Source organism: Streptomyces sp. CMB-StM0423, from assembly GCF_002847285.1.
GTDB lineage: Bacteria > Actinomycetota > Actinomycetes > Streptomycetales > Streptomycetaceae > Streptomyces.
In genome coordinates this window covers 5,335,001-5,349,032 of sequence record NZ_CP025407.1, presented here as the reverse complement: position 1 = coordinate 5,349,032, position 14,032 = coordinate 5,335,001, and the positions used below count along the sequence as shown (strand labels likewise).

Annotated in this window: 10 protein-coding genes and 2 rRNA genes (1 of these 12 only partly in view); 3 read left to right on the top strand and 9 right to left on the bottom strand. The window is 70.2% G+C overall.

Going from position 1 to position 14,032, the window contains the following annotated elements:
• Positions 1 to 198: 198 nt before the first annotated feature.
• The 3 genes from CXR04_RS23365 (at position 199) to CXR04_RS23355 (ending at position 2,802) form a co-directional block, all read left to right on the top strand.
• Positions 199 to 783 (top strand): GNAT family N-acetyltransferase, encoded by a 585-nt coding sequence (locus CXR04_RS23365; protein ID WP_101424251.1) that lies wholly within the window; start codon positions 199 to 201, stop codon positions 781 to 783.
• 96 nt (positions 784 to 879) lie between these two features.
• Positions 880 to 1,482: a GNAT family N-acetyltransferase gene (locus CXR04_RS23360; RefSeq protein ID WP_101424250.1), complete on the top strand. Its 603-nt coding sequence runs from the start codon at positions 880 to 882 to the stop codon at positions 1,480 to 1,482.
• 120 nt (positions 1,483 to 1,602) lie between these two features.
• On the top strand, positions 1,603 to 2,802 hold the full coding sequence (locus tag CXR04_RS23355; RefSeq protein ID WP_101424249.1) for a winged helix-turn-helix domain-containing protein: 1,200 nt from the start codon (positions 1,603 to 1,605) through the stop codon (positions 2,800 to 2,802).
• 72 nt (positions 2,803 to 2,874) lie between these two features.
• Here CXR04_RS23355 and CXR04_RS23350 read toward each other — a convergent pair whose 3' ends face one another.
• From CXR04_RS23350 to CXR04_RS23310, 9 genes are all read right to left on the bottom strand, one after another.
• Positions 2,875 to 3,594 carry a response regulator gene (locus CXR04_RS23350; RefSeq protein WP_101424248.1) on the bottom strand — a complete coding sequence of 240 codons (720 nt, stop codon included), beginning with the start codon at positions 3,592 to 3,594 and terminating at the stop codon, positions 2,875 to 2,877.
• A gap of 93 nt (positions 3,595 to 3,687) precedes the next feature.
• Positions 3,688 to 4,407, bottom strand: a complete 720-nt coding sequence (gene hpf / locus CXR04_RS23345) for a ribosome hibernation-promoting factor, HPF/YfiA family (RefSeq protein ID WP_101424247.1) — start codon at positions 4,405 to 4,407, stop codon at positions 3,688 to 3,690.
• Between the two features lie 329 nt (positions 4,408 to 4,736).
• Positions 4,737 to 5,642, bottom strand: coding sequence for a ComF family protein (locus CXR04_RS23340; RefSeq protein WP_101424246.1), 906 nt, complete (start codon positions 5,640 to 5,642; stop codon positions 4,737 to 4,739).
• Between the two features lie 90 nt (positions 5,643 to 5,732).
• Complete coding sequence (locus CXR04_RS23335) at positions 5,733 to 7,544, bottom strand: LpqB family beta-propeller domain-containing protein (protein WP_234380436.1); 1,812 nt, start codon at positions 7,542 to 7,544, stop codon at positions 5,733 to 5,735.
• Positions 7,545 to 7,623: 79 nt separating this feature from the next.
• Entirely contained in the window at positions 7,624 to 9,651 is a 2,028-nt protein-coding gene (gene mtrB / locus CXR04_RS23330; RefSeq protein ID WP_101424244.1) for an MtrAB system histidine kinase MtrB, read from the bottom strand.
• A gap of 1 nt (position 9,652) precedes the next feature.
• Entirely contained in the window at positions 9,653 to 10,330 is a 678-nt protein-coding gene (gene mtrA / locus CXR04_RS23325) for a two-component system response regulator MtrA (RefSeq protein WP_018840454.1), read from the bottom strand.
• A gap of 104 nt (positions 10,331 to 10,434) precedes the next feature.
• On the bottom strand, positions 10,435 to 11,538 hold the full coding sequence (mtnA, locus tag CXR04_RS23320; protein ID WP_101424243.1) for an S-methyl-5-thioribose-1-phosphate isomerase: 1,104 nt from the start codon (positions 11,536 to 11,538) through the stop codon (positions 10,435 to 10,437).
• Positions 11,539 to 11,610: 72 nt separating this feature from the next.
• Positions 11,611 to 11,727 (bottom strand): 5S ribosomal RNA (gene rrf, locus CXR04_RS23315).
• A 97-nt stretch (positions 11,728 to 11,824) separates the two neighbouring features.
• Positions 11,825 to 14,032: ribosomal RNA gene (locus CXR04_RS23310) — 23S ribosomal RNA — on the bottom strand (it continues 922 nt past the right edge of the window).

Below are 14,032 nucleotides of genomic sequence, written 5' to 3'. Positions count from 1 at the left end.
CATCGTATGCGAGGACGCGGGCGCCCCGGGAGGTCCAGCCCACGGACGTTAGGTGCCGTCACCGTACGTGTCAACGCCCGAACCCCGCGGAAAGTGCCGCAAAGGCCGCGCCGGGCCGCCGTGACGGGGGTGTGCACGCGGGGGTGGCGGGGCGGAAAAGCCGTGGCGGGGCGGGGGGCGCGGGCGGAGAATCCGTGGATGGAACCCGTCACACTCGACACCGACCGGCTGCTGCTGCGGCCCATGGAAGCCGGCGACATCGACGCCGTCCTGGCCGCCTGCCAGGACCCGGACGTGCAGCGCTGGACGCGCGTACCGTCGCCGTACGGGCGCGGGCACGCCGAGGACTTCGTCCTCAAGGTCAGCCCCTCGGGCTGGCGCGAGGACACCATGTACAACTTCGGCGTCTTCACCCGCGACGGCGGGGCGCTGGTGGGCTCGATGGGGCTCGTCGGCTTCACGCCGTCGCGGCACGCGGAGCGGGTCGCGGAGCTGGGGTACTGGACGGCGCCGGAGCAGCGGCGGCGGGGGTACACGGCGGAGGCGGTGGCGGCCGTGGTGCGGTGGGCGTTCACGGAGGTCGGCATCGACCGGGTGGAGTGGTTCGCCGAGGTGGGCAACCAGCCGTCGCGGGCGGTGGCGCTGGGGGCGGGGTTCACGATGGAGGGCACGCTGCGCTCGTGGTTCGTCAACCACGGCACGCGGCGCGACGCCTGGGTGGCGTCGCTGCTGCCCTCGGACCTCGGGCTGGAGTCGCGGCTGCCGTATCTGCCGGCGCCGTAGCGGTAGCCGCAGCCGTAGCCGTGGGTGTCCGAAAGCGCACGGGGTGTCCAACTGTGCTGCTGGCGCGGCCCGCCGGGGAAGCGGACAATCTTCTTCATGGACCCGATCACGCTGGTCACCGAGCGCCTGCTGCTCCGCCCCGCGGAGCCCGGTGACATCGACGCCGTCCTGGCCGCCTGCCAGGACCCCGGCATCCAGCGCTGGCTGCCGGTCCCGTCGCCGTACGAGCGGGAGCACGCGGAGGAGTACGTACTGAAGATCATCCCCGCCGGCTGGCGCGAGGACCGGCAGTACGACCTGGTCCTCACCGACCTGGAGAGCGGCGCGCTGGTGGGCTCGGCGGGCGTCGGGCGGGCCGCCGGGCCGGAGGAGCGGGTCCGCTCGGTCGGCTTCTGGACCGCCCCCGGACACCGCGGGCAGGGGTATGCGGGCGAGGCGGTCGCGGCGCTGGCCCGCTGGGCGTTCACGGAGCTGGGCGCGGACCGGCTGGAGTGGCTGGCGCAGGTGGGGAACGAGGGGTCGCGGTCGGTGGCACGCAAGGCCGGCTTCACGATGGAGGGCGTGCTGCGCTCGCGGCTCATCCACCGGGGCGTGCGGCGGGACGCCTGGGTGGCTTCGCTGCTGCCCTCGGACCTGGGCCTGGCCCCGCAGGTGCCGTACGGGGCGCGTGCGACGTACCCGGCGCGGACGGCGGGCTGACCCGCAGGCCGGGCGCCGGGGCAGGCGGGGCGGCGAGAGCGGGACCGGGCGGTGGCGCAGGCCGGACGCCGGACAGGGCTTCGGGCCGGGTTGTCAGAGGCAGGCTCTACGCTCGCCGGCATGACCGCGAACGTGTCTCTCTCCGCCGACGACGCCCGCCGTATCGCCCTGCGCGCCCAGGGGCTGCTCGGCGCGCCCGACCGCCGCGCCGGTGCCCGCGGGGTGCTGCGGCGGCTGGGCGCGGTGCAGTTGGACACGATCTCGGTGCTCGCCCGGTCGCACGAGCTGGTGCCGTACGCGCGCCTGGGCGCCGTCGGCCGCGAGGCCGTGGAGTCGGCGTACTGGTCGGGGACGGCCGCGTTCGAGTACTGGTCGCACGCGGCGTGCATCCTGCCCATCGAGGAGTGGCCGCTGTTCGCCTTCCGCCGCCGGGACCGCCGCGCCCGCGGCTACCGCTGGCACTATCTGCAGGACCCGGAGGGCTCCCGCGCCGCCGTCGTGGACCGGCTGCGCGCCGACGGCCCGCTGACCTCCACGGACCTGGGCGGGGCGAAGAAGGGCGGCCCGTGGTGGGACTGGTCGGAGACGAAGATCGCGGTGGAGACGCTGCTCGACGCCGGCGAGGTGGTCGTCACGGCCCGGCGCGGCTGGAAGCGGGTGTACGACCTGGCGGAGCGCGCCGTGCCTGACGCCCTGTTCCACGACGACCTGACGGACGAGGAGTGCCTGCGCCGGCTGGTCGCCCAGGCGGGCCGCGCCCTCGGCGTGGCCACCCGCGCGGACCTGGCTGATTATCACCGTCTCAAAGGCGAGCAGGTCGCCGCCGTCGTGGGGGACACGGAGCTGGTCGAGGTGGACGTCGAGGGCTGGGGCAAGCCGGCGTGGGCCGACCCGGAGGCGCTGGCAGACGCCCCGCGGGGGCGGCACAGGACGACGCTGCTCTCCCCCTTCGACTCCCTGATCTGGGACCGGCCGCGCACGGAGCGGATCTTCGGACTGACCCACCGGCTGGAGGCGTACGTGCCGAAGCCCCAGCGGATACACGGGTATTTCGCCATGCCGGTGCTCGCCGGCGGCCGGCTCGTCGGCCGGGTCGACCCGGGGCGCGAGGGCAACACGCTCGTCGCCCGCCAGGTGACGCTGGGCGCGGACCGGCCGAACGGCGTCACGCCGGCGAAGGCCGTGGAGCCCACGGCGGCGGCGCTCGCGGAGGCGGCGAGCTGGATCGGGGCGCAGTCGGTGCGGGTCGAGCGGGTCAGCCCGCCGGAACTGCACACGCCGCTCGCACGGGCGGCGGAGAAGGCCGTGGCCGCGGGCTGAAGTCCCGGCCGCCGGGCCCCGCGGCTTGATGTGCGCGCGGGGCTCGGGCGCCGCCGCGGCGCCCGTGAGGCGTCAGCGGATTTCGAGGATCTTCTCGCGCATGGCGTAGACGACGGCTTCCATCCGGGAGTGCAACTGCAGCTTCTCCAGGATGTTGCGCACGTGGTTCTTCACCGTGTTTTCGCTGATGAACAGCTCTTTGGCGATGTCGCGGTTGTTCATCCCGGTGGCCACGAGCTTGAGCACTTCCAGCTCGCGGTCGGTCAGCCGCGGCGCCGGCACGAGCCGCCGCTCGTCGGTGCGCTGGATCATCGACTTGAACTCGGTCAGCAGCTTCGACGCCATCGACGGGCTGATCTGCGACTGCCCGTCGGCCACGGCGCGGATCGCGGTGGAGACCTCGTCGGTGGAGATCTCCTTGAGCAGATAGCCCGTCGCGCCCGCCTTGATCGCGTCGTAGAGGTCGGCTTCCTCGTCGCTGATCGTCAGCATGATGATCTTCGCGCTGGGGGCGACTTCCTTGATGGCGGTACACGCCTCGATGCCGCTGCGCCGCGGCATCCGGATGTCCATCAGCACGATGTCGGGAAGGAGGTCGGCGGCTTTGTCCACGGCCTCGGCGCCGTCGCCCGCCTCGCCGACGACCTGAATGTCCTCCTCCTGCGCGAGGACGATCTCCAAGCCGCGGCGGAAGAGCTCATGGTCGTCCACGACGAGGACGCGGATCGGCTCCTCCCGGGGACCGACCGTCGCCTTCGCCTCACCAGCTCCGCTCAGCTCGAACTCCGCCACGCTTGCCCCCAGGCACCGACATTGCCGTGCGCGCACATGATTTCACGACCGGGCGGCGGGGTGACGCCCCCGCCGCCCGCCTACCGTCGCCTTTCAGCCGCCCAGGGTGCCCCCTGCACCGTCGGGCAGCGACTCCTCGATCAGATACGGGTCGAGGTGGATCACGCCGTAGTCATATGCGTGCCTGCGGTAGACAACGCTGGGCAGCTTCTTGTCGGAGTCGACGAAGAGATAGAAGTCGTGCCCCACGAGCTCCATCTCGTAGAGCGCCTGGTCCAGCGTCATCGGCGGGGCGGCGTGCGTCTTCTCCCGCACCACGAGCGGGCCGTCGCCGTCCACCTCCAGCGGTCCGCGGCGGTGGAGCCGGGAGCCGCTCTGCAGCAACTCGCTCTCCGCCGTCGTCTCCATCGACGGGGTCGTCAGCTCCCCGTCGTCGGTGAGCTGCGCCGCGTGCGCGACGACGTCGCCCACTTCCGCGGCCGTGCGGCGGTCCTTGCCGGGCCGCCTCGTCTTGCGCTTGCCGTGCTGCTTGCGCAGCCTCGCCTCCAGCTTGGCCGTCGCCAGGTCCAGGGCTGCGTACGGGTCGGCCGCGGCCGCCTCGGCGCGTACCACGGGCCCCCGGGAGTGAACTGTGATCTCCACCCGGTCGCAGCGGTCGGCCAGCCGCGGGTTGTGCTCCTTGGACACCTCGACATCAAGGCTGATCACCTTGCCGTCGAACTTCTGGATCTTGTCCAGCTTCAGCTTCTCGGCCACATGCCGACGAAACCGCTCGGGAACCTCGGTCTTGCGGCCCTTGACGACGATGTCCACGCAGAACTCCGTTCTGGAGCGGCTCCGCGTACCGCTGAGCTGACGGGCGAAGCCGGTCCCTTGGTGCGCTCGGGCCCCGGTTCGTGCCGGAGCCTCGGGGTTCTCTGCCGCCGGTCCCCCAGTCACGGAGGGCCGGCTTTCACCTCCTCCTCCCCCACCGACAAGATCGACACCCCATCGGATCCAGCGGATTCGGCCCATCCACTGTTCTCACAGCCTCCTCACAATCGAACATAGCTCGCCTGAGATGCTGCGGCACCCCCTGAGACGACTGTGGTCCGATCAGGTGCTTATACCTCCTTTCTACCTGCGGAAACGTAAGATTGCAGTCAAGGGAGCGAACACGCGCGACCGGCTTCGAACGCATCGCGCGGCGCGGCCACGACGACCGCCGCGAGCCCGCCATGGCAGCCTGCCGCGCGCACGGCCCGCGCGGCCTCGGCAAGGGACGCCCCGGTCGTCAGCACGTCGTCGACGAGCACGACCCGGCACCCGGGTGCGCGCAACCGCAGCGCACCGCCACGCACCACCTCCAGCGCCCCCGCGACGTTCCGCCGCCGCGCCGCCGCGCTCAGCCCCGCCTGGTCGGCCACCGCCCGCCGTTGCCGCAGCACCGGCAGCAGCTCCGCCCGTATCCCGCCCCGCCGCAGCCGCTCCGCGGCCACGAGCGCGAGCCGCCGCACCGGGTCGTGCCCCCGCCGCACCACGGCCCCTCGCGCCGACGGCACCGGCACCAGCACCACCCGCTCCCCACCGTCCGGGAACATCCGCATCCGCCCACGCCGCCGCGCCCGCCGCGCCGCCTGAACCCCGAGATCACCGGGGGCAGCCGGGCCGCACTCACCGCGAGTCGTCAGCACATCCCGGCCGCCGCACGCCGCCGCCGAAGCACCCCCGCCCCGTTCCCGCACACCCGCGCCACCCCGCGCGCCCCGACCCGCCTCCGCGGCCCGCACCCCCGCCGCCAGGGCCGTGCCCAGCGGGCGGGCCAGGCGCAGCGCGCCGCGCTCCTTGTGTGCCAGCAGCACCGACCTCGCCGCGCCCGCGTACGCCACCGCCGCATACACCGCGGGCAGCCCCGGCGGCCGCGGCCGGGGCACCACGCGCCGCACCGCCCCTGCCGTCAGCTCCTCCGCACACCCCGCGCACAGCGCCACCGCGCCCCGGACCGCCCCGCATCCCGCGCAGCCGGCCGGCAGCATCAACCCCGCCAGTTCCCGCCCTGTCCCCCGCATGCGCCCACCATGCCCGCCGCCACCGACACCCCGCGACCCCTGTGGACAACCCCCGGCTGTGGACAACTCAGCGGCAGAACCCGCGCCCGCCTACCCCGGGTACACCGGCGCCGTGCCTCCTTCCCCGCCCGGCACCGCCTTCCAGTACGCGTTCTGCGGCAGCCGCACGATCCCGTCCTCCGACGCCGCCACCAGCGGCTTCGTACCGTCCTCCGCCGCCGCCACCGACGTCACCCCGGTCAGCCCCTGCCCCAGCTCCGCCGCCGGCGGCACCGACCCGTCCGTCGACACCAGCCGCATCTGCTGCACGCCCTCGGTCTCACGACCCACGACCAGCAGCCGGCTCTCGCCCGCCCACGACACGGCCCGCACCTCCTCCAGCGCCCCCGTGTCGCGCAACTGCGCCACCACCGGCACGCCGTCCTTCAGCGACACCGCCCCCAGCACCAGCCGGCTCTCCGACCCCTCGCTGACGACCAGCGCGATCCGCGCCCCCTCCGCCGACATCCGCAGCGCCTCGATCCGCCCCTCAAGACCCGTGACGTCGACACGCACCGGATCCGCGGTCCCGCCCGCCATCCAGTACAGCCGCGACTCCCCGCCGACCCGGTCGGCCACCCACAGGTCGCCCAGCCCGTCCCAGCTCGCCGCCGTCAGCCCGTCGCCCTGCTCGGCCTGCGCCTCGGTGGCACCGCTGGTCAGCAGCGGCTCCCCCAGCTCCGAGGACTCGTCCAGCGACGACACGTACAGCGCGCGCCCCGTGGCCGTCACACCGGCCGCCTTCTTCTCCGAACGGGCCACCGCCGCCGACCCGAACGCCGGTTTGCCGTCGCCGAGCGGGCTGATCACCGTCGCCGGCCCGGCCTCGCCCGCGTCCGGCCCCGACGAGGTCCGTACCAGCCGGTTCTTGGCGTCGATGAAGTACAGCGAGGACGGATGCCGCGCCAGCCGGTCCGGCTCATACCGCTCGCCCGCCGTCGCGCTCAGGTCGCACAGCTTGGTGTCCCTGGCCGTCAGCAGCTCCACATTGTCGACGCGCACGCCCTCCTGGCTCTCCGCGGTATGCAGCACCTGCGCCGCCATCCGCTCGCACGTGTGCAGCCCCGGCTTCGTCTCCAGCGCGAGCCGCACCCGCAGCGTGCCCTCCTCGTCGACCGTCAGCCGCTGGTTCTTCGCCAGCGTGGTGCGCTCCGGGAACGTCGTCTCCGTCACCGAGCCGATCAGCCCGCCCGGCCCGTCGAGCAGCGTGCGCACCGCGTCCGTCACGGGGTCGATCCGCCGCCGTACGTACACGGGGTCGGCCACCAGCGTGTCCCTGCTGCGCGCCGTGAAGTGGTACGTGGACGCCGACTGGAAGGTGCGCTCGAAGTCCGCCCGGCTGATCACCAGCCCCCGCGGCGGATCCACGATCCGCCACTGCCCGGACTTGCCCTCCTTCGACAACTCGATGTTCAGGTTGTACGCCCGCTCATCGGGCGTGTACGTGCCCGCGTCGTTCAGCCACGCGACCTTGTCACCGCTCAGTTGGACGACCGCCGTGGTCATCTTGTCGCCGTTCACCGGCTTCGCCCCGGCCGCCGGCTGCTCCGCCACCCTGGGCGCCTCGGCCAGCACCGTCGTCTCGCCGGGAGTCCAGGTGCGCGCCTTCTTCGTCAGATACGCCTTGGCGACGGTGGCGTAGTCGTCGCTGCGCAGGGCCTCCATAAAGTCGGACACGATGCGCTGCGGGCTGGCACCGGGCTCCGGCCGCTCCGCGTACGTACGCGCGCGTGGATCGTCGCGCTGCTCCGACAACGGCACCTGATGCACGCCCCCGCTGTCCGGCATGGACGCGCAGCCGGCGAGGAGCAGGAAGCCGCCGAGCAGCGCAAAGGTGGCGTAGCGGCGCGTACGGGCCTGCAAGCGGCGCCGGTACGCACCCCGGGTGCGGGCCGCCGTCCGGCGCTCCCGCCCGCGTACCGCCGACGCCCCTCCCGTACGCCTAGACGCGACCACCGCGCTCCCCCTCGCCGCCGACCTCACTAGGGACCTCACCGCCGCCTCCGCCACCCTCAGGGACGCCTTCAGAGCCGTTCTCGGCCCCATCCTCGCCCCGGGCACCCGTCACCTCGTCGGCCGCCCCCGCATACCCGCTGACCCGCCGCCCGCTGCCCGGCAGCGCCGTCGGGTCCGCCTCCGCCCGCGCCGCGGGCCGCGGCGCCGCCGCCCGCGCGGCGGCGGCCGTCCCACGCCCGCCCTGCGCCGGTACGGTCCCCAGCAGCTCACCGCCCGCGGAGCCGCCGACCTGCGCCACGCTCACCGCGCCCGGCTCCTGCACCGTCCGCGCCGCCCGCCGCGCCCGCGAGTCCTCCGGCTCCAGCGACACCGGCGAGCCGTGCAGCGGCTGCCCGCCCGTCCGCGGCAGCGTCAGCCGGAAATGCGACCCGCCGCCCGGCTCGCCCCACGCCTGCAGCCAGCCGCCGTGCAGCCGGGCGTCCTCCAGCGAAATCGACAGCCCCAGCCCGGTCCCACCCGTGGTACGGGCACGGGCCGGATCCGCGCGCCAGAAACGGTTGAACACCCGCGTCGCCTCGCCGGGCTTCAGCCCCACGCCGTAGTCGCGCACCGCCACCGCGACCGCGCTCTCCGACGCCCCGAGGCGTACGACGACATCGCGGCCCTCGCCGTGCTCCACGGCGTTGACGACCAGATTGCGCAGCACCCGCTCCACGCGCCGCGAGTCGACCTCCGCGATCACCGGCCGCTCGTCGCCCGTGACGAGCAGCCGCCCGCCCTTGGCGTCCGCCAGCATCTGCGCCCCGCCCACGACGCGCCGCACGATCTCCCGCAGGTCGACGGGCTCGGCGTCCAGCGCCGCGGCACCCGCGTCGAAACGGCTGATCTCCAGCAGGTCGGAGAGCAGCGACTCGAACCTGTCCACCTGATCGAGCAGCAGTTCCGCGGAGCGCGCGGTCACCGGATCGAAGTCCTCGCGCGCCTCATGGATGACGTCCGCGGCCATCCGCACCGTCGTCAGCGGGGTACGCAGCTCGTGCGAGACGTCGGAGACGAAGCGGCGCTGCATCCGTGACAGCTCTTCGAGCTGCTGGATCTTCACCTGGAGGTTCTGCGCCATCTTGTTGAACGACTGGCCGAGCCGCGCGATGTCGTCCTCGCCGCTGACCTTCATCCGTTCCTGGAGCCGCCCCGCCGCCAGCCGCTCGGCGATGCCGGCGGCCATCCGCACGGGCGTGACCACCTGCCGCACGACGAGCCAGGCGATGGCCCCGAGCAGCACCACCACGAACACCCCGGCCGTCGCCAGCGTCCCCTTCACCAGGCTCAGCGTCTTCTCCTCCTGGGTGAAGGGGAAGACGAAGTAGAGCTGGTACGGGTTGTTGTTCGGGTCGTTCAGCCGCTTGCCGATGATCAGCGAGGGCTCGCTCTCGTCCGAGCCGCGCTTCCAGACGCGCGCGTACTGCTCGTAGATCCCCGAACCGCCGCCGCGGTCGACCTTCTCACGCAGATCTGCCGGGATGCTGTCCACCGACGTGTCGTCCGAGACGAGCGAGCCGCGCGGGTTGTCGGACGAGCCGGTTGCCTCGTTGTTCACGCTGGAGCTCATCACGAGTACGGACACCACGCCCTGCCCGCTGCCCATGAGCTGCTCCACCAGGGCCGCCCGCCACTCCGCGGAGTTCACCTGCGCCGTGGCCTCGCTGCCGCTGCCGGGCTCCTCCGACGCGCCCCGTATCTCCGCCTGCGCGAAGCCGCTCTGCGCCTGCCCGTGCGCGGCACCGAGCTTCGCCTCCAGCAGGCCGTTGCGGACCTGCCCGATGACGACGATGCCGAGCAGCACGACGACGCCCAGCGACATCAGCAGGGTGGTGGCGACCACCCGCAACTGGATGTTCCGCCGGTACAGCTTCGTCGCGATGTGCAACGGGCGGCGCACCCAGCGCATGCACAGCCGGACGAACGGCTGCACCGGCCCGCCGGGCACGCCTTCCCGCGGCAGCACGCGGAACACGTCAGCTCGGTCCCGCCTTGTAGCCGACGCCGCGGACGGTCACCACGATCTCCGGCTTCTCCGGGTCCTTCTCCACCTTCGAGCGCAACCGCTGCACGTGGACGTTCACCAGCCGGGTGTCGGCGGCATGCCGATAGCCCCAGACCTGCTCAAGCAGCACCTCTCGGGTGAAGACCTGCCACGGTTTGCGCGCCAGCGCCACCAGCAGGTCGAATTCCAGCGGCGTCAGCGCGATCGGCTCCCCGCCGCGCTTCACCGAATGCCCGGCGACGTCGATCACCAGATCGCCGATCGCCAACTGCTCCGGCACCGGCTCCTCCGACCGGCGCAGCCGGGCCCGGATACGGGCCACCAGCTCCTTGGGCTTGAACGGCTTGACGATGTAGTCGTCGGCCCCGGATTCCAGGCCCACGACGACATCCACGGTGTCGCTTTTCGCCGTCAGCATGACGATCGGCACACCAGACTCCGCCCTGATCAGGCGGCAGACCTCGATACCGTCCCGGCCGGGCAGCATGAGGTCGAGAAGCACCAGGTCGGGCTTCGACTCGCGAAACGCGGCAAGAGCCTTGTCACCGTCCGAGACAAATGACGGCTCGAAGCCTTCCCCGCGCAGCACGATGCCGAGCATCTCGGCCAGTGCGGTGTCGTCGTCGACGACGAGAACGCGTCCCTTCATGACGACATCATCCCATTTACACATCCCATACAGAGAATCCCGTGTCCCAGGTCACGCCCCGGCCACCGCCGGCACGCACCTCTTCCCCTGACGATCACCCACGGTCAACGCACAACCAGCTCCGTGAGCGAATCCCCCGTCACCGGCGAGGCCACCCCACGCTCCGTGACCAGAGCCGTCACCAGCTCCGGCGGGGTGACATCGAATGCCGGGTTGTACGCCTGCGTACCCGCAGGTGCGACCGCGTAGGTCACCGCGGCCTGCCCCGGACCCGACCCGGCGGCGTACGGCACGGAGAACTCCGTGACCTCGCCCCCGGCCCGCTGCTCCACCTCGATGGCCGAGCCGTCCGGCGTACTGAAGTCCACCGTCGTCGTCGGCGCGACGACGAGGAACGGAACCCGATGGTAGCGGGCCAGCACCGCCAGCGGATACGTCCCGACCTTGTTGGCCACCGACCCGTCCGCCGCAATCCGGTCCGCGCCCAGGATCACCGCGTCCACCTGCCCGTTCGCGAACAGCGACCCGGCCGCGTTGTCCGTCAGCAGCGTGTACGGCATCCCCGCCCGCCCCGCCTCGTACGCGGTCAGCCGGGCCCCCTGCAACAGCGGACGGGTCTCGTCCACCCACAGCCGCCGCAGCTCCCCTGACCGGTGCGCAGCCAGCACCACGGCCAAGGCCGTACCGCCGCCACCGGACACCAGCGCGCCGGTGTTGCAGTGCGTGAGCACCCGGTAACCACCCTGGGGCACCAGCTCGCCCAGCAGCCTCAGCCCGTGCTCAGCCATCCGCGCACTGGCCCGTGCATCATCGGCATGCAACCGCCGCGCCTCGGCAAGCGCGGCCCCGGCCGCCCCGGCATCCCCGTCCCCGGCCTCCAGAGCCGCGCGAAAGGCGCCCTGCGCCTTCCGTACGCCGTACGCCAGATTCACGGCGGTCGGCCGCGCCCCGGCCAGTAACTCGGCGGCCTGGCCGACGTCATCGCCCCGCGCAGCCGCCAGGGCAACGCCGTACGCGCCGGCAATACCCAGCAACGGGGCCCCCCGCACGGCAAGCGTCTGAATCGCCCGCACCAACGCCGGCACGTCGGCACACACCAACTCCACCTCGTCGGCGGGCAGTCGCGTCTGATCCAGCAGGACGACGACGGGGCCGTCCCTGCCGTCCGACGGCTCTTCCCAACGAAGCGCGGCTATCTCCTCGGCCATTGTCCCAGTCTGCAAGGACCCCGGAAATGACTCAACCCCTGGGCGACAGCCCAGGGGTTGAATCCAAGAATTGTTCGGCGGTGACCTACTCTCCCACACGGTCCCCCATGCAGTACCATCGGCGCGGTCGGGCTTAGCTTCCGGGTTCGGAATGAGACCGGGCGTTTCCCCAACGCTATGACCACCGAAACACTATGAAACTATCCCCCACACCCATACACCCCTGGGATGCATGTGATGCGGGCGGGTTGTTGTTTCAGAACCCGCACAGTGGACGCAAGCAGCTATGGACAAGCCCTCGGCCTATTAGTACCGGTCACCTCCACCCCTCACAGGGCTTCCAGATCCGGCCTATCAACCCCGTCGTCTACAGGGGGCCTTAACCCCACAAGGGGGTGGGAGTCCTCATCTCGAAGCAGGCTTCCCGCTTAGATGCTTTCAGCGGTTATCCCTCCCGAACGTAGCCAACCAGCCATGCCCTTGGCAGAACAACTGGCACACCAGAGGTCCGTCCGTCCCGGTCCTCTCGTACTAGGGACAGCCCTTCTCAAGACTCCTACGCGCGCAGCGGATAGGGACCGAACTGTCTCACGACGTTCTAAACCCAGCTCGCGTGCCGCTTTAATGGGCGAACAGCCCAACCCTTGGGACCGACTCCAGCCCCAGGATGCGACGAGCCGACATCGAGGTGCCAAACCATCCCGTCGATATGGACTCTTGGGGAAGATCAGCCTGTTATCCCCGGGGTACCTTTTATCCGTTGAGCGACGGCGCTCCCACAAGCCACCGCCGGATCACTAGTCCCTGCTTTCGCACCTGCTCGACCCGTCAGTCTCGCAGTCAAGCTCCCTTGTGCACTTACACTCACCACCTGATGACCAACCAGGCTGAGGGAACCTTTGGGCGCCTCCGTTACATTTTAGGAGGCAACCGCCCCAGTTAAACTACCCACCAGACACTGTCCCCGATCCGGATCACGGACCCAGGTTAGACATCCAACACGACCAGAGTGGTATTTCAACGACGACTCCACAACCACTGGCGTGGCCGCTTCACAGTCTCCCACCTATCCTACACAAGCCGAACCGAACACCAATATCAAGCTATAGTAAAGGTCCCGGGGTCTTTCCGTCCTGCTGCGCGAAACGAGCATCTTTACTCGTAATGCAATTTCACCGGGCCTATGGTTGAGACAGTCGAGAAGTCGTTACGCCATTCGTGCAGGTCGGAACTTACCCGACAAGGAATTTCGCTACCTTAGGATGGTTATAGTTACCACCGCCGTTTACTGGCGCTTAAGTTCTCAGCTTCGCCACCCCGAAGAATGACTAACCGGTCCCCTTAACGTTCCAGCACCGGGCAGGCGTCAGTCCGTATACATCGCCTTACAGCTTCGCACGGACCTGTGTTTTTAGTAAACAGTCGCTTCTCGCTGGTCTCTGCGGCCACCCCCGGCTCCCCGTGTAAAACGGATCACCGGAAACGGCCCCCCTTCTCCCGAAGTTACGGGGGCATTTTGCCGAGTTCCTTAACCATAGTTCACCCGAACGCCTCGGTATACTCTACCTGACCACCTGAGTCGGTTTAGGGTACGGGCCGCCATGAAACATCGCTAGAGGCTTTTCTCGACAGCATAGGATCATCCACTTCACCACAATCGGCTCGGCATCAGGTCTCACCCATAAAGTTGCGCGGATTTACCTGCACAACGGGCCACACCCTTACCCCGGGACAACCACCGCCCGGGCTGGACTACCTTCCTGCGTCACCCCATCACTCACCTACTACAAGCTCGGATCACCGGCTCCACCACACCCACCCTCACCCGAAGGATCAGACAGGGGGCTTCACGGGCTTAGCATCACCTGATTCGATGTCTGGCGCTTCACAGCGGGTACCGGAATATCAACCGGTTATCCATCGACTACGCCTGTCGGCCTCGCCTTAGGCCCCGACTTACCCTGGGCAGATCAACTTGACCCAGGAACCCTTAGTCAATCGGCGCACACGTTTCCCACGTGTGTATCGCTACTCATGCCTGCATTCTCACTCGTGAACCGTCCACCACTACCTTCCGGTGCAGCTTCACCCGGCACACGACGCTCCCCTACCCAACAACACACCCGTTAGGGCTATCCGTGCTGCTGACACGACTTCGGCGGTACGCTTGAGCCCCGCTACATTGTCGGCGCGGAATCACTTGACCAGTGAGCTATTACGCACTCTTTCAAGGATGGCTGCTTCTAAGCCAACCTCCTGGTTGTCTCTGCGACTCCACATCCTTTCCCACTTAGCATACGCTTAGGGGCCTTAGTCGATGCTCTGGGCTGTTTCCCTCTCGACCACGGAGCTTATCCCCCGCAGTCTCACTGCCGCGCTTAACTTACCGGCATTCGGAGTTTGGCTAAGGTCAGTAACCCGGTAAGGCCCATCGCCTATCCAGTAGCTCTACCTCCGGCAAGCAACACACGACGCTGCACCTAAATGCATTTCG